This is a genomic window from Streptomyces sp. MMCC 100 (assembly GCF_041538145.2).
Lineage (GTDB): Bacteria > Actinomycetota > Actinomycetes > Streptomycetales > Streptomycetaceae > Streptomyces.
On record NZ_JBGORK020000001.1, the window covers coordinates 5,803,596 to 5,816,819 of the forward strand.

Below are 13,224 nucleotides of genomic sequence, written 5' to 3' on the forward strand. Positions count from 1 at the left end.
CGTCGTTCATTCAGGCGGGTGGGTGAGCGGTGGGGGGAAGAGCGAGGGTGGGTGGACCGGGCGGGTCTACAGACCGCCCCAGCGCTGGATGCGCGGAGCCACGTTCTGGACTCCGAACCGGTAGGCGCGGCGCAGCGCCTTCCGGGAGGCCCGGGTGAGGAGTCCGTGCCGGCCCCGGGCGGCGGCCGCGGCGTGGGGCAGCGGTTCGCCGTGGGGGTCCAGCCCTCGCCGGGCCAGCAGTTTGGGCAGGTAGCCGGGGGCGTTCTGCATGGTGTAGTACGGCTGGATGGGCGGCCGCGCGGGCGCGTTGACCAGCCCGACGACCCGGTCGCGGAGCTGTGCGTACGGGTCCCGGGCCAGGATGCCCTGTTCCTCCAGCCACCCCGGCCGGGCGTACGGCAAAGCGTCCTCGTCGATCTCGTTCCACGAGACGACGCAGCCCGAGCCGGTGAAGTAGTGATTGCCGTGCGGCTCACGCACCCCGAGGTCACTGAGGATGGCCGTGGGGATGCCGCGGTGCATCGACTCCAGAGCCGCGGTCGAGCTGACGGTCACCATGAGGTCGGTGCGGTCCAGGACCTCGCCCATGTTGCCGTACACGAAGTGCAGGTTGGGCGGCAGCGGTTCGTCCAGCTGCTCGGCGAGGGTCTCGTAGTGGTACGCCTCGATGTGGGTGGTCTGCTCGCCCGGCTTGGACCGCAGTTTGATCAGCACCTCGCGCCCCGGGCGCAGCCTGGCGTGCTGGATGGCGCGCCGCAGTACGTAGAGCCGCCCCTCCCGGTCCTCCGGCACGGAGGGCTGGACCGCGAACGTGACGGTGAAGGGGTGGGTGGCGCCGGTGCGCGCGGGGTCGTACGTGCGGTCGGCGAGGAAGGGCAGTGCGGTCTGGACGACGCAGTGCTCCCCGATGCCGAGACCGCGGTAGATCTCACGGAAGCGGCGCGCGTCGAACGGACTGTTGGCCAGGACGACGTCGGCGCCGGCCCGCAGCAGCAGGCCGTCCGTCAGGTTCTCGTAGACCACACCGACGTAGCCGGTGACGACGATCGGGCGGCGCGGGGCATCGCCGAACGCGCGGGTGAGACCGTGCAGTACGGCCTGCGTGGTGCCGCCCACGCTCCCCACGATCAGCACGTCGGCGAGCGCGAGTTGCGGGTCGGTGACGAACTCGGCCACGGAGGAGTGCGAGATGGAGGCCGTACGGATTCCGACCTCCTCCATCTGGCGCGCCGTCGGAGTGGACCGGCCGTTGAGCATGTGGGCGTGCAGCTCGGGATAGGGGTGAAGCCGCTGTGCCAACTCGCCACCCCACTTCCATCGGGTATCGGAGTCGGCGAGTACGTGGATGCGCATCGCCTCTGCCGTTTCGATCGTCTTCGTCTGTCACTTGTTCCGCCGGCACGCGAGGGTGGTCCGAGTTTCCGGATCACGGCGTGCCGTCCGTCTCACCCGACGGTCAGGACCTTGGCCGCTTTGCGAGCCCCTCGTGCCTTCACCAGCCGTGCCGCCGCGCCGGATTCGGGGTTGATGCGCAACGCCTCCTGCGCCGCGAAAACCCTCAGGGACTTGCCTTGGCGTCCCATCAGAGCGGCCACCTCCGCAATCTTGATCCAGGTCATCGCACGTTCGTCACCCGCCATGGCGGCGAGGGAGAGCATCCGCTTCGCCTGCTCCACGTCCTCCGTCAGGACGAAGATCCGCGCCATTCCGATCAGGACGTCCAGCTGTTTGCGTTCCTTGAGGATCTGCTCACCGATACGGCGTGCGGTGTCGAGTTCACCCGCCTCCAGATGCTCCGTGAACGAACCGACCGTCACCTCCTCCTGGAGCGGCGCGTCCTTGGCGCCGCCCGCGCCCTTCTGGGACTTCTTGGCCGCCTCCAGGGCCCGCATCTCCGCTTCGGAGGGGGCACCCGGCAGGGAGAGCTTGTAAAGCAGGTCCGGTTTGAAGTGCATCCGCAACGCGGGGCGTACCTCCATCTGCGGAAGAACGCGTGCCACATACGCCACGGCCCGGTCCCGCAGGTGCGGATTCCGCTCCGGCTGCATGCAGTACCCGACCGTCGCGACGTACTCGGCGAGTTCGTCGCGCACCCAGGCGGGAGTGCCGAGGAGGTCGGGGGCGGAGAAGCCGTTGCCCTCCAGGTCCGGCAGTGCCACCTCGCAGATGGTGACGGGGATGCGGTTGCTGTTGGGGTACGGGCGCAGCTTGCGCAGCACCTCGCGGGCACCCACGGCGGCCGCCGGAATGCCGTACACCGCGCGTGCGGTGAACAGTGCCGTGGAGAAGCAGCCGATCACGACGACGGGCCGGACGTACCCGTACACCGCCTCGGCGAGCAAGGGGGTTTCCAGCACCAGCAGATCGACGTCCGACTCCTGGGCGCGTCGCACCAGGGAGTCGGTCAGGCTCTGCGGCGCGCTCGGATGGGGCTTGAACAGCACGGAGGTGAAGCCGAGCTCGACCGCCGCCTCGAACATCCTCAAGTGCAGACCCTCCTCTTCCTCCTCGGTGAGGATTCCCAGGCTGGACAGATACTGCCCGAGCAGCATCGCCGCGCCCCCGGGACCGGAGGGGAAGTGCGCCGGGATCACCGAGGCCAGCGCCGACGCGCACTGCTCACCGAGCTCGGCGAAGACACGCTGGACCGCGCCCGGTTCGACCGGCTCGGGAGGCACGCGGTACTCGCTGAGCAGCAGCGGCCGCATTCCCGGGATGAGGTCCAGGTACAGGGTGCGCCGGATACGCGTGTGGACGTCGCGAGGCAGTGCGTTGCGCGTGGGGCCGTACGTCATCAGACCGTCGGCGTACACCGTGATCCGCGCGTCACGGAAGATCTTGCAGAAGGTCAGCGCAGGCTTGACCTGGATGGATTCGACGACGAGCTCCATCGGCCCGTACGCGATCTGCCAACGCAGCCCGAGCAGTTCGCGCCACATCGGCACGTCCTCACCGCGCGGGTCCCACATGCTGGGGTGGTAGGGGTAGATCACCTCGTTCCACGAGATCACGACATCGAAGCGCGAGCGCAGCGGTCCGAAGCCCTCCATGGCGTCGAGCGGAGTGGTGACCTCCGGGATCTCGGTGTTGGTGCACACGACGAGAATGCGGCGGGCACTGCCGGACGCACCGAACTGACCGGAGTCGATCGCCGCGGCAAGGGTCAGCGCCCCGTAGAGGGTGGAGGCGACGAAAATCTGCGTCATCACACCGGTGCTCCGACCCGGTACCGGTTCACCCCGGGGCCCCGCCGGTCGCTCGACGCACCCTGCGCCTGCGGGCCCCCGGCCTGCCCGGCCCGCGGCTGCCCGGGGGCGGGCACCTGTCGCAGGTACTCGGGCCGCTGCGGCGCGACGGGTTCCTGGATGTGGGACGCGGGCGGAACCGGGGCACTCCCCCGTACGGAGTTGATGAGCTTGGCCCGGCGCTCGCCCATCTCCCCGAGCGTCCGCTCCAGCAGTCCCTGATGCAGCCCGTCGAGGGCCTGGGACACCCGGCTTTTGAGCAGGGCCCTGACCTCCGGCTCGTACGTGTCGGCCCGGTCGAGGTGAATGGCCATCATGGCGCAGAAGGTACGGATCACCTTGGGCATGATCTGAGCGCCCCAGGGATGCACCGACACCTCGTGCGCCACCTGCTCGAAGCATGGGATGAAGTCGAGCTGCCGCTCGTCAGGAATACGGGTGAGGGACGTGCTGACGTCACGCCGGTAGAAGATGCCCGCCAGGTCGACGGCCACGTAGGAGCTCGTGTACAGGTGCAGGCGCCAGGTCCACATCCGGTCCTCGGCGGTGCGGAGCTTCTCGTCGAAGAACAGCAGCCCGCGGCGCGCGAGCAGCTCGCGGTCGAATATGCCGGCCCAGACCAGTGGGTAGTCGACCATCGTCGAGGCGTCCGCCGGCATGATCGAACGGATCGGCGCCAGCATGGTGTTGCGCACGGCCTGCGGCGAGCGGATGATCTCCCTCTTCCGTCCGACGACGCGGACGTGATCGGTCCGGACGAAATCGCAGCCGAAGTGCTCGATCGTCGCGACGAGTTGGCTCAGGTAGCCGGGCGCGAACCAGTCGTCGCCGTCGAGGAACGCGACGTACTTCCCCCGGGCCATACGGAGACCGGCGTTGCGGGTGTACGAGATGCCCGAGTTCTGCGGGTTCTGATGGAGCACGCCGCCCGGAACCTTACGTATCTCCCGCTGCAGGATCTCGAACGTGCCGTCGGTGGAGCAGTCGTCGACCACGATGAACTCGAAGTCGCCACGCACGTTGAGCGCCAGGGACTTGAGCGCCGTGGCGCAGTAGTCGCGCACGTTGTACATCGGCACGATGACGGAAAGTTTCACCGGCGGCGCCTCGACTCCATGACCTCAGGGCCAGCCGGGCGGTTGCCGGTCGGCGGATTCACAACATCAACAGTGGGGTCGTACTCGACAGCACCGTCATCGTCGAACCGCACCTCAGCCCCCTTGGCACGCATAGTGCACCCCCTTGCACGCAACACTGCCACTCACCGAATATTCACACCACTTTCAACTTCCTGTCCACAAAAGATCTGAACAGAGACCTCAGACGTCACCGTTTGTCCATAAATTTGCCCCCTCGTAGCAGTGAAGCAGGAGTCGAGAGAGATCAACGGACGATAAGGAAACGAGCTCAAGTCCTGCCGGCGGCACCCCGCCGGCAGAACTTGCCGGCCTCTCCGGAATCACCCAGTAGTCACGAAGACATCACACTCTCCGCACAAACGATCGCCCGGATGCTTATAGTTCAGGCTCAGTCAGGCAGTACGGACCGGCTCACCCCCCACCCGAGTCCCCACTCCCATCACCGCAGCCCCCATGGGGCACGACCAGTGAGGACACAGGCAGGATGAGCCACGTCTCGACGACACCGCGTTCCAGCTCGGCGCCACCGCGCGGTCGGCGCCGCGGTCGTGAACGCGGCCGGCGCCGGTGGGGCCGTATCGTCCTGCTGGCCCTCGCGGTGCTCGTGCTCGCCGCGGCCGGCACCGGCTACTGGCTCTACAGCGACCTCAACGGCAACATCGACGGCGTCGACATCAATGAGGCCATCGGCAAGGACCGGCCGGAGAAGCTGCCCACCTCCGGGCAGAACATCCTGATCCTCGGCTCCGACTCGCGCGCGGGCGACAACGCCGAGCTGAACACCGGCAAGGTCGCGGGAGCCCGCTCGGACACGGCACTGGTGATGCACATACCGGAGGGCCGCACCGAGGCCGTCGCCGTCAGCATCCCGCGGGACACTCTGGTGACCCGCCCCGAGTGCACCAAGCCGGACGGCTCCGAGGTGGCCTCCGCCGAGCGCGTGATGTTCAACTCGGTCTACTCGCAGGTCGGTCCGGCCTGTGTGGTCAAGACCGTGGAGAAGATGTCCGGGGTCCGCATGGACCACTACGTGGAGATCGACTTCGCGGGCTTCAAGGACCTCGTGGACGCGATAGGCGGCGTCACCGTCACCGTCGACCAGGACATCCACGACAAGTCGAGCGGGCTCGACCTGGCCGCCGGCACGCACAAGCTGAACGGCACGGACTCACTGGCCTTCGTGCGCACCCGGTACGGCGTCGGGGACGGCAGCGACCTCGGGCGGATCGGACTCCAGCAGGAGTTCATGATCGCCCTGCTGAGCGAGATCAAGAAGCAGGACCTGCTGGGCAGCCCGACCAAGACGTACAAGATCGCCGACACGCTCACCGCGGCGCTGACCACCGACTCCGAACTCGCCTCGCTCACCGCTCTGGCGGACTTCGGCCGCAGCCTGAACGGCGTTGACCCGTCCACCATGGAGACCATCATGCTGCCGGTGGCGTACGACAAGATCGACCCGAACCGGGTGGTGGCCGCGGAGCCGCAGGCGTCCACCCTGTGGAAGGCGATCCGCGGCGACGAGGAGATCCCGGAGTCGGCGAAGAAGTCCCCCGCAGGCGGCAAGACTTCCTGAGACACCGCCGCCCGACGCACCCTGGGCCTCGCGTTCCCCGGCAGTACCGGTGCCGGTCGCCTCAGACCGCCTCCCACGCCCCCAGCGCCAGCCCCGCCTCGTCCTTCTGCCGGGTCAGCAGCAGCTGTTCGCCCGACGGGGACAGGGTCGCTGCCACCAGTCGGCCGTCGGCGTCCAGGGCCAGCGACACGGTCGCGTCGGCCGGCAGCGCGGGGCCCGACTCGGTCCAGGCCGCGCCCGCCTCCTCCAGTTCCGAGGGGTACGCGGCGAAGGCGACCCGGCCGCTGCCCGCCGAACGTTGCGCGACCACCGTGCAGTCGTGGCCGTCTATGACGGTGCTGACGGCGGACACGGGACCGGGGCCGGCGGCGGGCAGCAGGGGCGTCGGTTTCCCTCCGGGGCGCCAGACGCACAGCTCGCCGGTGCCGTCGTCGGTGAAGAAGACCGTGGTGTGCTCCGCGGAGGTCGCCACAGCGCGCAGGGTGCCCGGGCGGACCGGCGCTGCGAGGCTCTCCCCCAGCTCCATGCGGGTGCCCGGCTTCTCCTGGCTCCAGTGCAGGATCCCGCCCGCCACCGGCGCGTACACCTCGACGAGGCCGGCCCGGGTCGTCACGGCCGTGGGCGACTCCTGGAGGTCGCTGCCCTGCAGGTCCCGCCACGGCGCCCAGCCGCCCTTCTCCCGCTGGGCGACCATGCTCAGGCCGCCGCCCCCGTTGCGGACGAAGACGTGGGCGCGTCCCTGCTCGTCGACCGCGACGGCGGGGGTACCGGTGCGGTCGCCCTGCTTGTCGGGGTGGCCGACCGGCTGCCAGTCCAGGGGCGCGAGCAGCGGCCGGAAGTGCGTGGTGTGCACGAGGCCGGAGCGGTCGGCGCCGGTGGGCCGCCAGGCGACCAGATGGGTGTAGCCGTCCGTGCCCCGCCCGGTCGCGAGGCCGCCGGGGCGAAGTCCCTGGTCGCCGCCGACCCGGCGCGGGGGCACCCAGCGTCCGGCGGGCGTGGACTCGGCGCGCCACACAGCTGCGTCGTCCGTCTGGAAGTACGTGCTGAGGCGGCCGTCGCGGCCGAGAAGAAGCCAGTCGCCGTTCACCTTAATCACTTTAAGCGGGGTGGTCGGCTTCCGGGCGATCGGGTACGGCGTCGACAGCGAGGCCGTCGGCGGTACGTGCGACCCTGACGGCATGGGAGACAACGCGCCACTGCTCGTGATCGTCGACGCCGCGAACGTCGTCGGCTCGGTGCCCGACGGCTGGTGGCGGGACCGGCGTGGGGCCGCGGAGCGGTTGCGGGACCGGCTGGCGGTCGACGGGGTGCCGGGGCGGGAGGGACCGGTGGAGGTCGTGCTCGTCGTCGAGGGCGCGGCCCGCGGAGTGGAGTCCGTGCCCGGCGTACGGGTGGAGTCCGCGCCCGGCAGCGGGGACGACCACATGGTCGAGCTGGTCGCACGGGCTGCGGGCGACCGCCCCGTCCTGGTCGTGACGGCCGACCGTGAACTGCGCCGCCGGGTGACGGAGCTGGGTGCGCAGGTGGCGGGGCCGAGGACGGTGCGGCCCGGGTGAGACCCGGCCGCGTACCGCGTCGAGGCCCCGCACTCGCCCGAGTGCGGGGCCTCGACGCGGTGAACCGGTGGCGCTACGGGCCGGAGGGCTCGGCCGGCGCCTCCTCGCCGCGGGCCAGGCGGCTGTGGGTCCGGCCGTAGAAGAAGTACACGACGAAGCCGATCGCCATCCAGATGGCGAACCGGACCCAGGTCTCGGCGGGCAGGTTCAGCATCAGCCACAGCGAGGCGGCCACGGACACGATGGGCAGCAGCGGGACCAGCGGGGTGCGGAAGGCGCGGGGCAGGTCGGGCCGGGTCCTGCGCAGGATGATCACGCTGATCGCGACGACGACGAACGCGAAGAGCGTGCCGATGTTCACCAGTTCGGCCAGCTCGCTCAGGCTGGTGAAGCCGGCGACGATCGCGATGACGACGCCGAGCAGGATGGTCGGCCGGTAGGGGGTCCGGAACTTCGGGTGGACGTGGGAGAAGAAGCGCGGCAGCAGGCCGTCGCGGCTCATCGCGAAGAACACCCGGCTCTGGCCGAGGAGAAGGATCATGCAGACCGTGGTCAGGCCGACGGCCGCGCCGAAGCTGATCACGCCCGAGAAGAAGGGATGCCCCGTGGCCTTGAAGGCGTCGGCGAGCGGGGCGTCCACGGAGAGCTTGGTGTAGTGCTGCATGCCGGTGACGACGATCGAGACCGCGACGTACAGGATGGTGCAGATGACCAGGGAGCCGAGGATGCCGCGGGGCATGTCGCGCTGCGGGTTCCTGGTCTCCTCGGCGGCCGTGGCGACGATGTCGAAGCCGATGAAGGCGAAGAAGACGACCGAGGCGGCCGTGAAGATGCCCATCACGCCGAAGTTGGCCGGCGCCCAGCCGAACATCAGCTGGATCAGTGGTGAGTGCAGTCCTCCGCCCGCCTCGACGGGCTGCGACTTCGGGATGAAGGGGTCGTAGTTGGCGCCCTTGATGAAGAAAGCGCCCGCGATGATGACGATGAGGACGACCGCCACCTTGATCGCGACGACGAGCGAGGTGATCCGCGCCGAAAGCTTCATGCCGAGCACGAGGACGGCGGTGAGCACCAGCACCAGGGCCGCGGCGAGGATGTCGAAGCCGAAGCCTTCCGCGCCGTCCCGTCCGCCCAGCTCCGCGGGCATGTGCCAGCCCGCGTTGTCCATCAGTGAGCGGATGTAGCCCGACCAGCCGACGGCCACCACCGCCGTGCCGAGCGCGAACTCCAGGACCAGGTCCCAGCCGATGATCCAGGCGGGCAGTTCGCCCAGGGAGGCGTAGGAGAAGGTGTACGCGGAGCCGGCCACCGGGACGGTGGAGGCGAACTCGGCGTAGCACAGCGCGGCGAGCGCGCAGACGACTCCGGCGACGACGAAGGCCAGGGCTACGGCGGGTCCGGCGTTGTTCTTGGCGACCGTGCCGGTCAGTACGAAGATGCCGGTGCCGATGACGACGCCGATACCGAAGACGGTCAGGTCCAGCGCCGACAGGGTTTTCTTGAGCGCGTGCTCCGGTTCCTCCGTGTCACGGATGGACTGCTCGATCTTCTTGGTCCTGAAGAGGGTGTTGCTCACGGGGACCTCCCACGCTTGTCGTCCTCGACATGATCGAGAGGGGGCGTACTGCGTATGCCCCGGCGTGGGCGATTTCACGCGGATGGGCCGGTTCCACCACTGCAACGAGTGGCGGAACCGGCCCATCCGGCCCAGTGCGGGGTTGCGGGGTTGCGGAGTTCGCGAGTGCGCGGTGTCAGTCGCGCGCGGCCTCCACCTGGTCCACCTCGGCGCCCGCACGGTCGTACTTGCCGTCGAGCTTGGCGACCAGACCGGTGACCTGGCGCGCGATGTCGGGAGCGGTGAGCCCGATCTCGGCCAGGACCTCGGCGCGGGAGGCGTGGTCGAGGAAGCGCGGCGGGATGCCGAAGTCGCGCAGCGGTACGTCGACGCCGGCGTCGCGCAGGGCCTGGGCGACGGCGGAGCCGACACCTCCGACGCGGGAGTTGTCCTCGACGGTGACGACCACGCGGTGCCGCTCGGCGAGCGGGGCCATGGCCTCGTCGACGGGCTTGACCCAGCGGGGGTCGACGACGGTGGTGGAGATGCCCTGCTTGTTCAGCAGGTCGGCCACCTCCAGGCACATCGGCGCGAGGGCGCCGACGGAGACCAGGAGGACGTCGGGGGTGTCGGTGCCCGGGGCGCGCAGCACGTCCATGCCGCCGACGCGGCCGACGGCCGGGACGGCGGGGCCGACGGCGCCCTTGGAGAAGCGGACCACGGTCGGCGCGTCGTCCACCTCGACGGCCTCGCGCAGCTGGGCGCGGACCTGGTCGGCGTCGCGCGGGGCGGCCAGCCGCAGGCCGGGGACGACCTGGAGGATCGACATGTCCCACATGCCGTTGTGGGAGGCGCCGTCGGTGCCGGTGACGCCGGCGCGGTCCAGCACGAAGGTCACGCCGCACTTGTGCAGGGCGACGTCCATCAGGACCTGGTCGAAGGCGCGGTTGAGGAAGGTGGCGTACACGGCGAAGACGGGGTGGACGCCGCCGTGGGCGAGGCCGGCCGCGGAGACGGCGCCGTGCTGTTCGGCGATGCCGACGTCGTAGACGCGGTCGGGGAAGGCCTTGGCGAACTTGTCGAGGCCGACCGGCTGGAGCATGGCGGCCGTGATGGCGACGACGTCCTCGCGCTCCTTGCCGAGCTTGAGCATCTCGTCGCCGAAGACGCTGGTCCAGTCGGCGCCGGAGGTGGAGATGGGCAGGCCGGTGTCGGGGTGGATCTTGCCGACGGCGTGGAAGCGGTCGGCCTCGTCCTGGAGGGCGGGCTGGTAGCCGCGGCCCTTCTCGGTGAGGCAGTGCACGATGACCGGGCCGCCGAAGCGCTTGGCCCGGGTGAGGGCGGACTCCAGGGCCTCGAGGTCGTGGCCGTCGATGGGGCCGACGTACTTGAGGCCGAGGTCCTCGAACATGCCCTGCGGGGCGATGAAGTCTTTCAGGCCCTTCTTGGCGCCGTGCAGGGTGTCGTAGAGGGGGCGTCCGACGACCGGGGTGCGCTCCAGGACCTCCTTGGTGCGGGCCAGGAAGCGCTCGTAGCCGTCGGTGGTGCGCAGGGTCGCCAGGTGGTTGGCGAGGCCGCCGATGGTGGGCGCGTAGGAGCGCTCGTTGTCGTTGACGACGATGACGAGGGGCCGGTCCTTGGCGGCGGCGATGTTGTTCAGCGCCTCCCAGGCCATGCCGCCGGTGAGGGCGCCGTCGCCGATGACGGCGACGACGTGGTCGTCGCGGTCGAGGACCTGGTTGGCCTTGGCGATGCCGTCGGCCCAGCCGAGGACGGTGGAGGCGTGGCTGTTCTCGATGACGTCGTGCTCGGACTCGGCCTGCGAGGGGTAGCCGGACAGGCCGCCCTTCATCTTCAGCTTCGAGAAGTCCTGGCGGCCGGTGAGCAGCTTGTGCACGTAGGACTGGTGGCCCGTGTCCCAGAGCACCTTGTCCTTCGGCGAGTCGAAGACGCGGTGCAGGGCGAGGGTGAGTTCCACCACGCCGAGGTTGGGGCCGAGGTGGCCGCCGGTCTTGGAGACGGCGTCGACGAGGAAGGTGCGGATCTCCTCGGCCAGCTGGGTCAGCTCTTCCAGGCTGAGCCGGTCCAGATCGCGCGGTCCCGTGATGCGGGTCAGCAGCGGCACCCGTGCCTCCTTGCAGTAGAGCTGTTGCCGGGCTCGTCGAGTCTAATGTTCCGCTCCGGCGGAACGTGTCCGGGCGGTGCGTCGTACGTCACGCGTTCGGCCTTACCCACGGGCGGACCGTTCTACGTGTCCCCGGTCCGCCGTACGTGTCCCCGGTCCGCCGTACGTCTTCCCGGCCGGCGGCGCGTCATCCCGGCCGGCGGCGCGTCGTCCCGGCCGGCGGCTCGTCGTCCCGGGCGGAGTCGTCCGGCTTGGGGACACCTTTACCCGGGTGGTCCAGTCCGCCGGGCGCACGGTGTCCAGGCCCGGTGACGCCCGGTCCGGCTGATTGGTCTAGTCCCATTTTGGTCCAGACCATTGCGTCCCCCGGTGCTCCGGCGATATCCCCGTACCCGGCAACACCCCAGCACAGCACGGGAATCGACGTTCCACCCCACACACACCGGGACTGACATGAGACGCATGCGTTCCATCCGCGCGGCCCTCACCGCGGCCGCCACCACCGTGGCCGCGATGGGCCTCGCCCTGTCCGGCACCGGCACGGCCCAGGCGGCGACCCCGCTGCCGGACCGGGTCTTCGCCCCCTACTTCGAGGCCTGGACCGGCGAGAGCCCGGCCGCGCTGGCCGCGCAGTCGGGTGCCAAGCACCTGACCATGGCCTTCCTCCAGACGGCGACCGCGGGCTCCTGCACGCCGTACTGGAACGGCGACACGTCGATGCCGATCGCCCAGTCGACCTTCGGTGCCGACTTCGACACCATCCAGGCGAACGGCGGCGACGTCATCCCCTCATTCGGCGGCTACACGGCCGACACCACCGGCACCGAGATCGCCGACAGCTGCACCGACGTCCAGCAGATCGCCGCGGCCTACGAGAAGGTCATCACGACCTACGACGTCACCCGGCTGGACATGGACATCGAGATCGACTCGCTGGACAACACCGCGGGCATCGACCGCCGCAACAAGGCCATCAAGCTGGTCCAGGACTGGGCCGCCGACAACGGCCGCGACATCGAGATCTCCTACACGCTGCCCACGACCACCCGCGGCCTCGCGAGCAACGGCGTCGCCCTGCTCGAGAACGCCGTGCGCAACGGCACCGAGGTCGACGTCGTGAACCTCATGACGTTCGACTACTACGACAACCAGCAGCACGACATGGCCAGGGACACCCAGACGGCCACCCAGGGCCTGCACGACGTGCTGGCCCGGCTCTACCCGGACAAGTCCTCCGCCGAGCTCTGGCACATGATCGGCGTCATCGAGATGATCGGCGTCGACGACTTCGGACCGGCGGAGACCTTCACCCTGGACAACGCCCGCACGGTCTACGACTGGGCCGTGGAGCAGGGCATCAACACGCTCTCCTTCTGGGCGCTCCAGCGGGACAACGGCGGCTGCGCGGCCGACAACTGCTCGGGCATCCAGCAGAACACCTGGGACTTCTCGCACATCTTCGCGCCCTTCACCAGCGGCAGCACCGCCCCGGAGAACGACTTCTCCCTCTCCGCCGCCCCGGCCTCCGGCACGGTGACCGCGGGCGCCTCGGCCACCACCACGGTGAAGACCGCGGTGAAGTCGGGCCAGGCGGAGACGGTGCAGCTCAAGGCGAGCGGAGTCCCGGCGGGAGTCACCGCGTCGTTCAGCCCCGCCTCGGTCACGGCGGGCGGGCAGTCGACGCTGACCCTCGCCACCACCGGCCAGGCCGTCTCGGGGACCTACTCCGTCACCGTCACCGGCACCAGCCCGTCCGGCAGCCACAGCACCACGTACTCGCTGACCGTCACCGGTGGCAACGGCAACCAGTGCACGGCCGCCCCGTGGAACTCGGGCGCCGTCTACACCGGCGGGCAGCAGGTCTCCCACGAGGGGCACACCTGGAAGGCCAAGTGGTGGACGACCGGCGAGGAGCCCGGGACCACCGGCGAGTGGGGCGTCTGGCAGGACCTCGGCGCCTGCTGAGAAGGAACAAGGCTCACAGCAGAGAGACGACCAAGCGGTCCGCCCGCCGGCCCAGGGCTCAGC

At 69.8% G+C, this 13,224-nt stretch carries 9 protein-coding genes; 3 read left to right on the plus strand and 6 right to left on the minus strand.

What is annotated here, in order from left to right:
* Nucleotides 1-66: 66 nt before the first annotated feature.
* From ABS735_RS26940 to ABS735_RS26950, 3 genes are all read right to left on the minus strand, one after another.
* The gene (locus tag ABS735_RS26940; RefSeq protein WP_373903671.1) at nucleotides 67-1,353 is read right to left on the minus strand and encodes a DUF6716 putative glycosyltransferase; all 1,287 of its coding nucleotides are present in this window, start codon (nucleotides 1,351-1,353) and stop codon (nucleotides 67-69) included.
* A gap of 92 nt (nucleotides 1,354-1,445) precedes the next feature.
* Nucleotides 1,446-3,206 (minus strand): polysialyltransferase family glycosyltransferase, encoded by a 1,761-nt coding sequence (locus ABS735_RS26945; RefSeq protein ID WP_373903670.1) that lies wholly within the window; start codon nucleotides 3,204-3,206, stop codon nucleotides 1,446-1,448.
* The gene (locus tag ABS735_RS26950; RefSeq protein WP_373903669.1) at nucleotides 3,206-4,342 is read right to left on the minus strand and encodes a glycosyltransferase family 2 protein; all 1,137 of its coding nucleotides are present in this window, start codon (nucleotides 4,340-4,342) and stop codon (nucleotides 3,206-3,208) included. Before ABS735_RS26950 ends, ABS735_RS26945 begins: the two co-directional genes overlap by 1 nt.
* 526 nt (nucleotides 4,343-4,868) lie before the next feature.
* Between ABS735_RS26950 and ABS735_RS26955 the strand changes: the two genes are divergently transcribed.
* The gene (locus ABS735_RS26955) at nucleotides 4,869-5,960 is read left to right on the plus strand and encodes an LCP family protein (protein ID WP_373903668.1); all 1,092 of its coding nucleotides are present in this window, start codon (nucleotides 4,869-4,871) and stop codon (nucleotides 5,958-5,960) included.
* A gap of 61 nt (nucleotides 5,961-6,021) precedes the next feature.
* Here the strand turns inward: ABS735_RS26955 and ABS735_RS26960 are convergent, their stop codons facing one another.
* Complete coding sequence (locus ABS735_RS26960) at nucleotides 6,022-7,047, minus strand: DUF8189 domain-containing protein (protein WP_373903667.1); 1,026 nt, start codon at nucleotides 7,045-7,047, stop codon at nucleotides 6,022-6,024.
* A gap of 91 nt (nucleotides 7,048-7,138) precedes the next feature.
* Between ABS735_RS26960 and ABS735_RS26965 the strand changes: the two genes are divergently transcribed.
* Nucleotides 7,139-7,516 carry a PIN domain-containing protein gene (locus ABS735_RS26965; RefSeq protein WP_373903666.1) on the plus strand — a complete coding sequence of 126 codons (378 nt, stop codon included), beginning with the start codon at nucleotides 7,139-7,141 and terminating at the stop codon, nucleotides 7,514-7,516.
* Between the two features lie 73 nt (nucleotides 7,517-7,589).
* Here the strand turns inward: ABS735_RS26965 and ABS735_RS26970 are convergent, their stop codons facing one another.
* Nucleotides 7,590-9,092 (minus strand): amino acid permease, encoded by a 1,503-nt coding sequence (locus ABS735_RS26970; protein WP_373903665.1) that lies wholly within the window; start codon nucleotides 9,090-9,092, stop codon nucleotides 7,590-7,592.
* A gap of 175 nt (nucleotides 9,093-9,267) precedes the next feature.
* On the minus strand, nucleotides 9,268-11,196 hold the full coding sequence (dxs, locus tag ABS735_RS26975; protein WP_373903664.1) for a 1-deoxy-D-xylulose-5-phosphate synthase: 1,929 nt from the start codon (nucleotides 11,194-11,196) through the stop codon (nucleotides 9,268-9,270).
* 453 nt (nucleotides 11,197-11,649) lie between these two features.
* Here dxs and ABS735_RS26980 point away from each other — a divergent pair, with 453 nt between their 5' ends.
* Nucleotides 11,650-13,161 (plus strand): glycosyl hydrolase family 18 protein, encoded by a 1,512-nt coding sequence (locus tag ABS735_RS26980; RefSeq protein WP_373903663.1) that lies wholly within the window; start codon nucleotides 11,650-11,652, stop codon nucleotides 13,159-13,161.
* Nucleotides 13,162-13,224: the final 63 nt, after the last annotated feature.